Origin of the sequence: Limimaricola cinnabarinus LL-001 (genome assembly GCF_000466965.1) — a bacterium.
Lineage (GTDB): Bacteria > Pseudomonadota > Alphaproteobacteria > Rhodobacterales > Rhodobacteraceae > Limimaricola > Limimaricola cinnabarinus.
The window spans coordinates 1-11,461 of record NZ_BATB01000080.1; the positions used below are offsets into that span (position 1 = coordinate 1).

The 11,461-nt window shown below is 61.6% G+C and carries 11 protein-coding genes and 4 pseudogenes; 11 read left to right on the forward strand and 4 right to left on the reverse strand.

Annotation, left to right across the window (positions count from 1 at the left end; translation table 11 throughout):
* Positions 1-326 precede the first annotated feature (326 nt).
* Positions 327-470 carry a hypothetical protein gene (locus MBELCI_RS21115; protein ID WP_158497404.1) on the forward strand — a complete coding sequence of 48 codons (144 nt, stop codon included), beginning with the start codon at positions 327-329 and terminating at the stop codon, positions 468-470.
* Between the two features lie 68 nt (positions 471-538).
* Here MBELCI_RS21115 and MBELCI_RS16775 read toward each other — a convergent pair whose 3' ends face one another.
* Positions 539-796, reverse strand: a complete 258-nt coding sequence (locus MBELCI_RS16775) for a hypothetical protein (RefSeq protein WP_021695440.1) — start codon at positions 794-796, stop codon at positions 539-541.
* Between the two features lie 232 nt (positions 797-1,028).
* Between MBELCI_RS16775 and MBELCI_RS16780 the strand changes: the two genes are divergently transcribed.
* The 4 genes and pseudogenes from MBELCI_RS16780 to MBELCI_RS16795 form a co-directional block, all read left to right on the forward strand.
* Complete coding sequence (locus MBELCI_RS16780; protein ID WP_021695441.1) at positions 1,029-1,535, forward strand: Xre family toxin-antitoxin system antitoxin; 507 nt, start codon at positions 1,029-1,031, stop codon at positions 1,533-1,535.
* 23 nt (positions 1,536-1,558) lie between these two features.
* Positions 1,559-2,029, forward strand: coding sequence for an RES family NAD+ phosphorylase (locus MBELCI_RS20170; protein ID WP_235047654.1), 471 nt, complete (start codon positions 1,559-1,561; stop codon positions 2,027-2,029).
* A gap of 330 nt (positions 2,030-2,359) precedes the next feature.
* Positions 2,360-3,388 (forward strand): tyrosine-type recombinase/integrase, encoded by a 1,029-nt coding sequence (locus tag MBELCI_RS16790; RefSeq protein WP_021695442.1) that lies wholly within the window; start codon positions 2,360-2,362, stop codon positions 3,386-3,388.
* A 34-nt stretch (positions 3,389-3,422) separates the two neighbouring features.
* Positions 3,423-3,788 (forward strand): annotated as a pseudogene (locus MBELCI_RS16795) (transposase); the annotation flags it as partial.
* A 237-nt stretch (positions 3,789-4,025) separates the two neighbouring features.
* Here the strand turns inward: MBELCI_RS16795 and MBELCI_RS16800 are convergent.
* Positions 4,026-5,042: an IS110 family RNA-guided transposase gene (locus MBELCI_RS16800; RefSeq protein WP_021695444.1), complete on the reverse strand. Its 1,017-nt coding sequence runs from the start codon at positions 5,040-5,042 to the stop codon at positions 4,026-4,028.
* A gap of 73 nt (positions 5,043-5,115) precedes the next feature.
* On the opposite strand from MBELCI_RS16800, the pseudogene MBELCI_RS16805 reads away from it, so the two are divergent.
* From MBELCI_RS16805 to MBELCI_RS16820, 5 genes and pseudogenes are all read left to right on the forward strand, one after another.
* Positions 5,116-5,583: pseudogene (locus MBELCI_RS16805) on the forward strand (IS5 family transposase); the annotation flags it as partial.
* A 70-nt stretch (positions 5,584-5,653) separates the two neighbouring features.
* On the forward strand, positions 5,654-5,791 hold the full coding sequence (locus tag MBELCI_RS21120) for a hypothetical protein (protein WP_021695446.1): 138 nt from the start codon (positions 5,654-5,656) through the stop codon (positions 5,789-5,791).
* Between the two features lie 520 nt (positions 5,792-6,311).
* Complete coding sequence (locus MBELCI_RS16810) at positions 6,312-7,268, forward strand: helix-turn-helix domain-containing protein (protein WP_045320399.1); 957 nt, start codon at positions 6,312-6,314, stop codon at positions 7,266-7,268.
* A 155-nt stretch (positions 7,269-7,423) separates the two neighbouring features.
* A complete protein-coding gene (locus tag MBELCI_RS16815) occupies positions 7,424-8,752 on the forward strand; it encodes an AAA family ATPase (protein WP_021695447.1) in 1,329 nt (442 codons plus the stop codon).
* Positions 8,743-9,831, forward strand: a complete 1,089-nt coding sequence (locus MBELCI_RS16820; RefSeq protein ID WP_081698643.1) for a ParB/RepB/Spo0J family partition protein — start codon at positions 8,743-8,745, stop codon at positions 9,829-9,831. The genes MBELCI_RS16815 and MBELCI_RS16820 overlap by 10 nt, the downstream gene beginning before the upstream one ends.
* 175 nt (positions 9,832-10,006) lie before the next feature.
* Here MBELCI_RS16820 and MBELCI_RS16825 read toward each other — a convergent pair.
* Positions 10,007-10,714 (reverse strand): annotated as a pseudogene (locus tag MBELCI_RS16825) (IS6 family transposase).
* A 270-nt stretch (positions 10,715-10,984) separates the two neighbouring features.
* Between MBELCI_RS16825 and MBELCI_RS20530 the strand changes: the two are divergent.
* Positions 10,985-11,219, forward strand: a pseudogene (locus MBELCI_RS20530) (integrase core domain-containing protein); the annotation flags it as partial.
* Here the strand turns inward: MBELCI_RS20530 and MBELCI_RS16835 are convergent.
* Positions 11,216-11,461 (reverse strand): amidohydrolase family protein (locus tag MBELCI_RS16835; protein ID WP_045320401.1); only part of this gene is annotated, 246 nt, incomplete at its 5' end. The pseudogene MBELCI_RS20530 and the gene MBELCI_RS16835 overlap by 4 nt on opposite strands.

Here is an 11,461-nt window from a genome sequence, read left to right on the forward strand (position 1 = left end):
TCGTCATCAAACGACCGTATCTTCTCGCATTATTGAATTAGAATAGGACGTACCACGGCATTGATTGGCTACGCCTGTGTCTCGACCGACCTGCAGGACACCGCCGCACACAGGCGTGAGCTGAAGGCGGCGGGCTGCACCGAGGTTCGCCTCGGGTACCGAGGCCGCTCGCATCATCAGGCATGGTCTTCTGCTGGTCGCTTCAGCATGCTGCGGGCCATGAACAGCCCCACGACGCCCCCGCCTCTGCCCGAGATCATGCGCAGTCTCGAGGTCATCGCCGCTAGGCGGTCCGGCATTACGAACCCACGACCGAGATCCGTTTCGTGGTATCGCCGGACGCCATCGTGCCATCGGTGTTCCTGCGCTTCCTGAGGATTCGCATCAACGCGAGCGCCCGCAAGATTGGGCAGGTCGATATGCGTGATAGGCACATGATGCTAGGCGAGCTCTACGCCGCCCTGATCTGACCGGCGCCGCATCACCGCATCACCGTGGCATGGTCGGCCCCGAGGATCTGTCCCCAAGGCCGTCTAGCTCAGGCGAAGCAGAGCTCAGTGCGGCCCTTGGTCGCCCGGTAAGTTTCGAGCGCCTCGTCCGGATTGCGGACCGGATAGACCTCGAGCAGCTCAGCGCCGCGGCCGAGGACCGTCCGGAAATGGGCCTTCGCTACCCGCGCGTCGACCTGATCGCCCTCACCCATATCACGAAAATCGGCCGTGGTGGCGGTCGGTTCATCTTCGCCGGCAGAACGGTAGACTGCGGTCCAGTGAGTGAAGATCGGATCCATCAGCATGCGCATGTCCTGTTGTTGTTGCTTTGCGTGCCTAGGCGCTCGCTGGCACCCGGGACAAAATTCATAACACGAAAATTGCCTCGTGGTACGCGGCGTGACGCGATGTCGCGTTCCGCCTACAGATTGCACACAGCCCACAGCGATCGGCGAGCCCATTCCGGAGCGGGGTAGTACTTGAACAAGAGCACGACAGGTGTCATCTTTCTAGCGACACATGTCGGGGGACCACCTCATGTCGGCTATGACTATTACCAACGAACCTGGCGGACGCGGCACGCCAGCCGCAGTCGAGAATGATGCGATCCGCGCCTACCGCCTTTTGGGGGGTGGCAAGATCATGAAGCGCGATGTCCGTAGCGCGCTCGATGCGCACGACCTGATCGTTCAGGGGATCCCTTCGAGATCGCTGTTTCACTTGGTCGACGGGGTTCAGGTCCTGTCGACGGGCGACGTGCTGACCAAGGCGATCGGGATCAGCATACGAACGCTGCAGCGTCGCAGGTCTGAGGTGAAGCAGAAGGTGCTTTCGACCGAACAGAGCAGCCGCGCATGGAGGTTCGCCGAGATCATTGCCAAAGCAACAGACGTCCTGGGAACGCAAGCTGCGGCGGAGGCATGGCTTCTCGAACCTGCGATCGGTCTCGACAATCGGCGACCGATTGATCTGCTGACCTCAACTGCGGGGGTGGAGGCGGTCGACGACTACCTGACGCGCATCGAATATGGGGTCTATTCGTGACGCCATTACCGCCGCCGCTCGGTATGGGTGAGCTCCGGTTCTGGCGTCTAGATCAAGAACGGCATGCGAGCAGTTGGGACACGGGCGAAGGATCGTATCGCGTCGGTGGCCGCTGGAATTCAAGGGGTGTCCGTACCGTATATACCTCCGTTGACCCTGCGACCGCCATCATGGAGGTTGCGGTTCATAAGGGTTTCAAGATGCTCGACACATCCCCTCATGTGCTGACAAGCGCTCGCATCATCGACATGTCCGCGGTCCATGTTGTCCTTGCCGAAGATATTCCGAATGCCAACTGGCTCATTCCAGGATCTCACGGCCCCGGTCAGCAGGCTTTCGGTGATCAGCTCTTGCAAGATCACCTGTTCTGCTTGGTACCATCGACCGTTTCCCGACACAGCTGGAACCTGATCTTCGATGCGGATCGAGCAGCTGGTTATTTCGATGATGTGCAGCAGGAGCGTTTCGCACTTGATCCCCGGCTGCACCGATAAGGCTCCGCGGCCTTCAAAGGCAACCAGGCGAGACGACGCGTGAGCCGTTCAGGTCAAGATGATCCCTCCGGCCGCCAGCCCCCTATGCAGCCACAGCTACCTCACTGCCGCTGCCGAAACTTCATCGAAGCTGTGAGGTCAAGTTGCGGCGGCTGAACGGTTGCTACGCTATGCGAAGACCCTTGGTTGCACATCTAAGAAAGGTGTCGATCGGGCTGCTGTACCGAGGGCGCTCGCGTCCCTTGTAGGGCCGACAAACCGCCACCCTGTGCGGTCATAGATGTCCGGTAATCTTGGTTTATCGGACATCAGCGTGCTACGCCAATCAGTATGCCGGACACGCCCGAAATCCCGACCCAAATCGCCCTGCCCCACCATGTCGCGGGCTCCGGTCGACTCGACCGCCTTGTCGACGCCGCCCGCGGCTATGCCGACCAGGCCATCGCCGAGAACACCCGCATCGCTTACACGCGCGACTGGGTCGCCTTCGCTCGTTGGTGCCGAATAAAGGGCGCCGACCCCCTGCCCTCCTCCCCCGATCTGGTCGGGCTCTACATCACCGACCTCGCCGCGCCGTCGAGCAAGGCGCGCGCGCTCTCGGTCGCCTCGATCGAGCGCCGGCTGGCGGGGCTGTCCTGGGGCTACGCGCAGCGCGGGATGCGGCTCGACCGCCGCGACCGGCATATCGCCACCGTCCTTGCCGGCATCCGCCGCCGCCACGCCCGGCCGCCGGTGCAGAAGGACGCGATCGGGCCGGACGATCTGCGCGCCATGCTCGCCGTCCTCGGCCACGACCTGCGCGGGCTGCGCGACCGGGCGATGTTGCTGGTGGGCTTCGCGGGCGCGCTGCGGCGCTCGGAACTGGTCGGCCTCGACCGGGTCAAGGACGACACGATCGACGGCAGCGGCTGGATCGAGATCCTCGAGGCCGGCGTGCTGGTGACGCTGCGCGGCAAGACCGGCTGGCGCGAGATCGAGATTGCGCGCGGCTCCAGCGAGGCCACTTGCCCGGTGCATTCGCTGGAGACGTGGCTGGGCTTCGCGAAGATCGACTTCGGACCGCTGTTCACCGCCGTCAGCCGGGACGGGACCCTGGCATTGGAGCGCCGCCTGAACGACCGTCATGTGGCACGGCTGGTGCAGCGCACGGCCTTGGCTGCTGGATTGCGGCCCGAACTGCCCGAGGCCGAGCGCCGGGCGCTGTTCGCCGGCCACTCGCTGCGCGCAGGCCTCGCGACATCAGCCGAGATCGACGAGCGCCATGTGCAGAAGCAGCTCGGCCATGCCTCGGCCGAGATGACCCGCCGCTACCAGCGGAGCCGGGATAGATTCCGGTATAATGTGACTAAGAGCGCCTAACGAAACCTATCCTCGTCTCGTGGATTCTCTCGGCATGAGACATGAGCTTGTGCCCGATGAGATGTGGACGGTGGTGGCGCCGCTGCTGCCGGAGGAGCCACCGAAGCCGAACGGGGGTCGCCCTCGGGTGCCGGACCGAGAGGCGCTTCGGGGGATCGTATTCGTGCTGCGGACCGGCATGCCTTGGGAGATGCTGCCGCGCGAGGTGTTCGGCTGCTCGGGCATGACCTGCTGGCGGCGGTTGCGGGACTGGCAGCAGGCGGGTGTGTGGGACCGGCTACACCGGGTGCTCTTGGAACGCCTCGACCGGGCGGGCGAGCTGGACTGGTCCCGCGCCTCCTTGGACGCCGCGTCCATCGGGGCAAAACGTATGGCCCGCCCCGGGTGCAAGCGCCGATTGGGTGATGGTGTGATCAGTCTGCACAAACGTATCCGGCATGTCGGCTCGTCGGCCGCTGCCAAGATGGAGATCCGCGCGTCCCGATCCTCATAAAGGGGCCGGCCTCGTCGGGCCATTTTGCGCCGGAGGTTCTCGGGACACCGGTCGACTGTTAGGCCATCTTCCTCTCACCACTCGCAGCTCGAGGCACCCGGCAATGCTTACGCCGAGTACCGGTTCAATGATTTCAACGCTCTATCAGAAGACGACCCGAAAGCTGCGTCCGTGATGAAGCAGCGCCCAGACGATGCGCGCCATCTTCGCAGCCAACGCGACAACGGCGACGTTTGGATGCGCGCGGGCTAGGAGTGCCCGCAGCCATTTCCCGGTTGCGGTGTCTTTCCGTGACACCACGGGCATGGCAGCTCGTGCGCCTTGGATGAGCATCTTTCGCAGATAGCGGCTCCCTCGCTTGGTGATGCCAAGGAGCTTTGGCTTACCGCCGGTCGTGACCTGGCGAGGAACAAGACCCAGCCACGCAGCCAGATCGCGCCCCTTCGAAAAAGTTGCTGCATTGCCTACTGCGGCGACTAGCGCTGTGGCGTTCAGCGCGCCGATGCCTGGGATGGCTGTCAGTCGTCGAGCGCGCTCGTCGGTCCGGGCCATGGCTGCAAACTCTGTGTCGAAGGCGGCGATGCGGCGGTCCAGTTCCTCCCACCGAGTGCGCATGTCCCTAAGCAGGAATGCCATGCGCGGGTTTAGTGCATCTGTGTCGGCATCCAGAAGCTCGCACAGTAGGCCGCGCAGACGAGCATGGCCCTGCGCCACGGTGTGTCCGCGCTCCAAAAGCAAGCTTCTGATCTGGTTTGTGAGGGAGGTGCGTTCGCCCACCAGACGATCACGCACGCGATGCAGCGTCTGGACGTCGAGCTGCTCCTCACTCTTGAGCTCGACAAAACGCATGGTCGGCCGCGTCGCCGCTTCTGCGATCGCCTCGGCGTCGCGATCATCATTCTTCTGCGCCTTGACGTAGGGACGCACATATTCCGGCGACATCAAACGGACGTCGTGGCCCAATGCCGCCAGCGCTCGTCCCATGTGGTGGGCGCCACAGCACGCCTCCATGGCCATAGCGCAGGGAGCCAGCTTGGCGGCGAATGCCACCACTCCATCGCGACGTAGCCGTCGCCGCACGACGACCTTGCCGTCCGCGTCGAGACCGACGACGCTGCAGGTGGTCTTGCCCAGATCAATTCCAAGGATCACGATATTCATGGTTCGCTCCTTCCTCTTTTGACTGCCGGCATTCTACAGCGCCGGCGGGAGGGGCGGGCCATCCATAAAGGGGGGCGAGACGACCGGCCCGAACCCGACGGACCGTGGTCGTGCAGGCACGAAGAGGCACTGCTGCACGGACCGAAGGGGCACGCCGCTCGGCGTGACGCTGACGGGCGCGAACCGCCACGACAGCAGGGCGATGGCGGCCACGCTCGACGCCGTGCCGGGGGTGCGCTCGGGCAAGCGCGGTCGCCCCCGCAAGCGACCCCAGAAGCTACATGCCGACAAGGCCTACGATCACCGCCGGTGCCGCCGCGAATGCCGGGCGCGGTCGGTCACCCCCCGCATCGCCCGGCGCGGTGTCGAGATTTCCTCGAAGCTCGGGCGCCACCGATGGGTCGTTGAGCGGACCTTCGCATGGTTCGCACAGTTCCGCAGGCTCGCCACCCGCTACGACCGCCGCGCCGACATCCACATGGCCCTCACCAAACTCGCCACAGCCATCATCTGCATGAACCAGATCAGGCGGTTCTGTTAGGCGCTCTAAGGCCGTGGGAATGTAACAGGGCCCCTTGCCTCAAATTTAGTCAGGAAGGCATCCACGAGACATGGGGCTATTCAAGCGGGTCATCACCTACTGGGCTGAGACCGGGGCCTTCAAAAGGAAGGTTGCGGAAGCCGTCGCTTGGGCAGCCATCCAGCCGATCCTCGTGCAAGCCTACGTCTCGATCGACCGGTTCCTCTGATCTGGTTGGGGACCCCTACCCTCTCTCGAATCGGATTCCAGCCGCTCCGAGTGCCCTAACCCGTGAGTCGTCATGAAATTCAGCGAATTTCTTAGAAAATTCACTTAATTTCGCGTTTAACGTTCGTCAAACTGCTCGCGATGCGTGTCGGAACAGCAACAGTTTCGTGCCTTCTGGAAGAAAAATTTAGAGCTGAAATCGGGGCTGAGGCTCAAGGAAAGCCTGCGGTAGAGGCATTCTCGGAGCAGACGCAGGGAAACGGGGGATCGGGAACCACCCAATAGGGCTTGCGGGGTGTGTGTGTTAAGTGTCTAACTGCGGACAACTAAAATGCACTAAGAGGCAAGCATGCTGAACTAGACCTCAAACGAGACGAAAGCCCAGGCCGGCTGCAACCGATCTGAGCTTTCTAAGTGTCCCGGTCCTATCAAGAGAACCCCATTTTCACCCTCTTGATAGCGCCACTTCGCAGTCCCCCGCAAGCCCCATTGGCGCGCGGTAATGAAAAAGTGCGCTCAAAATGATGCTCTCCCTCGGAGCGAAAGCTCCCTTCACCGCGCTTCCGCGCGAGTTCGTTGACCTGGATTACCTCAAGGATGGGGAGTTCCGGGCTCTAATTATCATCTGCATGCATGCCGACTCCGAGACTGGGGAATGCTTCATCAAGCAGAGGACTCTTGCTTCAATGATGGGAAAGTCGAAGGCGGCGATCTCAGCACACATCAAGTCGCTGCGAGCTGCTGGGTTGCTCGAGACTGAGAGCACGCAAAATGGGTATGGCGGCAACGCGCACCTTCACTATCGCGTCCCGTTCTGGCCGGAGTGGCAGGCTCACCTGCGTAGCCGGAAGGCACCGAAGGTTGTTCAGCCTACTGACTGCCCTGTTCAGCCTGCTGAACGCTATAAAGAGTCTAACCAGATTCAAGATAACCACTCCCTCCACCCGTCCGAACCCGAAGTCGCAGAAAACCGCGTGCGCGCGTCTTCGCCGCAGGTCGAGGTGGTAGTGAATAGAATGATCGAGGAGTGGTCCGACGCTATCGGGCGCGGCAACACCTACGGCTCATGGTCTCACCGGCCAGCCCCAAGCTTGGTTTCAGCTACGCATCGGCTTCTCCAAGAGCATCGCCCGCCATCGACGGACACTTCAACGATTGCTCCGGCGGTACAGGGGAAGCTCCAGTCGATTTGGCAGAGCCTTGGGGTGACCGTAGCGCCAGATGATCTGGCGGTGCAAGCGCAGAGCGTAATTAAGTCTACGCCGGACCCCCTGCCCCTTCTAATCCATCTGGCCCGCTGCATTCAGTCTGTCTGGCCGAAGCATCACAGGCGCGCTCCGCCGCTGTCGCAATTCATGATGTATCTCAACAAGGCTCGGGAGAAGGCAGGCACGAGCTTAGCGACCAAGCTGCGAAAGCTCGCTTCTGACCTCGGACGATACCATGCCACATTCGGACAAGACCCGGTGACTACATGACGACACTTGAACAGCACACCGCCTATTATTTCTGCGGAAATAATTCCATCTCGGACCTCGATCAGGTGACAGCCACCGACGAGATCGTGCAATTACAGACATAAGAACCTGATTATTTCTGCGGAAATAATTCAAGCCCGGAGGCTCCCGCACCGATGCTCGAAGACTTCTTCACCAAGCTCGCCGACGAAATGAAGACCGTTGGCTCAACGCTGAAACGAGATCTCACCATGAAGGGCCGTTTGGAGCGGCGCTTCCTCGGCCGGGAGGTAGGAGATCTGTTGGGCGTCACTGATACCTACATCCAGCGCATTCTGAGTGAAGAGCCAGAGAACAACCCCGCCTTCCCTCGTGGGGAGCCGGGTGCGCGTGGCTCTGTCTACTCGCTCTCTGACGTCATGCTGATGCGGGCCGTCATGCAAGCGAAAGTGGGCGTCAAGAACAGATACCTCTACTGGCGTGAACCAGGTGACCCCCTGCCCGTCGTCACGTTCGGGGCGCAGAAAGGCGGCACCGGCAAGTCCCTGACGGCCGCGCATTTCGCACAGTATCTGACGATGCAGTATGGCCTTCGCGTCGGCATCATTGACTGCGACCCCCAGGCTACTGTGTCCCTGTATTTTGCTGACCAGAACAGCCCGATGCTGACTGGAGAGGCGCAGACAGTGGCGGCATTCATGGGAGTCGAGAACTACAAGTCTCCCAACCTCGATCGGCCGGTAGAAGAGATGCACGCCATGTGGACCACGACACCGTGGCCCGGTGCCAAACTCATGCCGGCCGGCGCGCAGATTCAGAACGGTGACCTGACACTGCTCATGCTCGCCGAGGACGTCGACATCTCGACGCACTCCGTGCTGCAGAAAGCCATCAAGCGCTGGGATGACGCCTACGGTCCTCGCACGACCACAGCCGACCTCCGGAACGAAGATGGCTCTTTCAATCTCGAGCGCTACCACGCGGCGATGGATGAGACGATTGACGTGATCATTATCGATCAGCAGCCGTCGCTGACCTTGATGCAGTTGAACGGGCTGGTGGCTGCTACGAACGTCGTGATCCCGCAGACGATGAAAGGATTCGATCTGTCGACGCTTGGTAGCTATGCGAACGCCGTGGCACAGTATCTCAAGAGGAATGCGAGAGAGGACGAGGTGATCGGGGCAGGGAGGCACATTGTCCTCCCGACTATCATCCAAGGCGTAAACGAGCAGGATACCGATCAGGTGGCTGACCTTTACTACGACCGCGAAGACATGATCTCTCAAGTGTTCTACTCGCGGAGCGAGGCTGTCTCGAACGCAGCTGAATACTACAAGTCCATATACGAATACGTGCCTGAGACACGAGGGAAGAGACCCTCAGCCAAAGCATTCACAGACAACGCCAACGCGGTGAATGACCACCTCGTTGATCTCGTGTGGCGCGGTAAGCTCCCCAGCAAGGGCTTCGCCGACACCTTCATTAAGCAGAAATGGAGCTGAAGATGCCGATGAAGAGGCGCGACCAAGTCGCTGCACAACGACAGCAAGTTGAGGTGGCTGTAGGCGACAGGCCCATGGAGGGAAAGCTTCCGGGGGGAGGAGGGGGTCACTACAAAGCTGCCGAAGAAGAGGCGACCAACACCTTCAGAGAGCGTATGAAGGCTATCGCGAGGCAGATCCTGAAAGGTGAGGTCAGCATCAAGATCGACACAACCCAGATCCAAGACGAAATTCAGTCCGATCGACTAGGTGACTGGAAGCAGGGTGCCGAGTTCGAAGCATTGAAGACAAACATCGCGAGGCGGGGGCAGACGCAACCGATCCGCGTTAGGCCCTGTAACCCAGAGTGGACGCCTAAGGATACCGACCCCTTCAAGATCGATCCGCAGGCTCGCTTCTTCTTGCAGTCTGGCCGGCGGCGGCTGGCCGCTTGCGTCGAGCTTGGTATCCCGACCCTCGCTGTCATCGGACAGAAGACCGAGAGCGTGTTCGACGCTGCGGAGAAGGGCGACCACACGCTGGCGGACCTCGAAGAGCGCTTCGCTGAGAACACGGTCCGCAAGGATCTCCGTCCTCTCGAACGCTACCTGTCGATCGGGAGGATTGCGCAGCATCTCAAGGCAGAAGACAACAAGCTGACCCAGACCCAGATCGCCGAGACTATCGGGGTAGGGCAGTGGGAGGTATCCCTCTCCCTGAAATTTTGGAAGCACGAGGATGAGGTCCGCGACATCTTCCCGGAGGGAGCTACCACACCCATCCTTAAGCGCTTCGCTAAGCATATGGGAGACGGAAGTGATCGGGAGACCCTCAAGGCCGAGATCATGGAGGCCATGGGCCAGGAGGCTGTCGCCGACGAGCCTGTCACTTTGGAGTCTTCCAGCTCGACAACCACACGGGCGAAGGTGCCTGCGGCTCGGCCTGCGACCCTGACGCTGTCCAATGGCGCATCCTTCGTCGCCAAGCGCGGCAAGAAGAACGTGTCGGTGACCCTCAAGGCAGTGCCGGTGGCGCCCGAACTGCAAGATGAATTCGAGGCCAGATTGAAGGAACTCGTCGAGAGCTACCGCTCTACCTGACGTAGATCCCAGTTTATTTCCGCAGAAATAGTCCCCTCCCCACCAAGCCCAAGGTTAGTCCCTCGCCGCTACCTTGGGCTTACTTTTTATAGCAAGATCAATGGCTTGTGACCTATTCCTCTTGGGGATTGTCAGGTTGTTCTGTATGGACGGCCAATGTCTCGTCGGCGGCCGCTCAAGCGGACATTTCGGCCGTGTAGGCGGCCCATAGGTCGAATGCGTCTTGTCTTGCACGATGATGGGAGTTTGCGGAGAGGCGGTGACGACGCGAGCGGAAGATGGGGGCGGTCTGGTCGTGGACCGACAGAAACCGCTGGGCCTGTCGCGGCGACATGAACCGGCTCATCACCTTCTCTCGTCAGCGGGTATGCCGATGCGATGCTTCCGCCGCGTTGTTGATCCCCTTGTGACGACGGTGCTCTACGCATGGGGCAACCTGCGCCTTCGCGGCGGAGTAGGATCCGAGCTTGCCGGTCACCATTACCCGCGGCAGGCCCCATCGCTTGAAAAGCTTGCGCATGAACCGTCTGGCGACCGAGGTGTCGCGGCGTGACTGTACGAGGATGTCCAAGACGTCGCCGTTCGCGTTGATTGCCCGCCACAGCCAATGCTTCACACCGTTGATCTTGAGAACGACCTCGTCGAGATGCCATTTGGCGGACGGATCAGGTCGATCGCGTCGGATCTTCGCGGCGAGCTGCGTCCCGAACTTCGCTACCCACACCCGGATCGTTTCGTAGGATACGACGACCCCCCGCTCGGCCAAGAGGTCTTCGACGTCTCGCAAGCTCAGTACAAAGCGGTGGTACGCCCAGACGGCGTACCCGATGACGGTGCGCGGAAAGCGATACCCCTTGAGGCGGGATAGATCGCCGAGGTTCAGCAACCGACCGAGCTACCGGGCTTCCAAGACGCCATCAACCTAACAGTGCCACTGGAAAACCTGCCGGGCGGGCGGCACAAGGAGGCATGTCTCAAAGCCGCGCCGCCGACCGTTTCGACCCGGACCGCCAGCATCGCCGGCTGGTCGCGCATTTGCTGCGCGCGCCGGCGCAGCAAATCTGGGTGCATGCGCTGCCGGGCAGCGGGGCAGGGCGGCTCATGCTGGCCTTCGGGCGCGCGGGGGCAACCGGTCTTGTCAAGCTGGCCCTCAGTCGAGCGGATGAACCAGACGATCAAAGATGCCACGGTGAAGCACTACCACTACGACGATCACGCGCAACTCGAACGCTACCTCGCCCTGTTTTATCGACTCCTATAATACGGTCCGGCGCCTGAAGACGCTCAAGGGGCTAACCCCGGCGCAATTCATCTGGCGAGAATGGCAGACCAACCCCGACCTGCCCCACCGAGAGCCGTGCCACTTTACCTCGGGACCATACACCTAGTCGATGTCCTTGAGGAATGTCGCGCCGTCCACGACCACGCCGAGCACCTGCAGATCGTCGTCGAGCAGCGTCAGCGAGGCGTGGAAGCCCGGCGCGACGCGGCCCAGCTTGTGCCCGAGTCCGAGCGCCGCGGCCGGGGTGGTCGAGGCCATGCGCAGCGCTTCGGCGCGGGTCGCGCCGCCCATCACGATCATGTTGCGCACCGCCTCGTCCATCGCCAGATGCGCGCCGGCCAGTCGGCC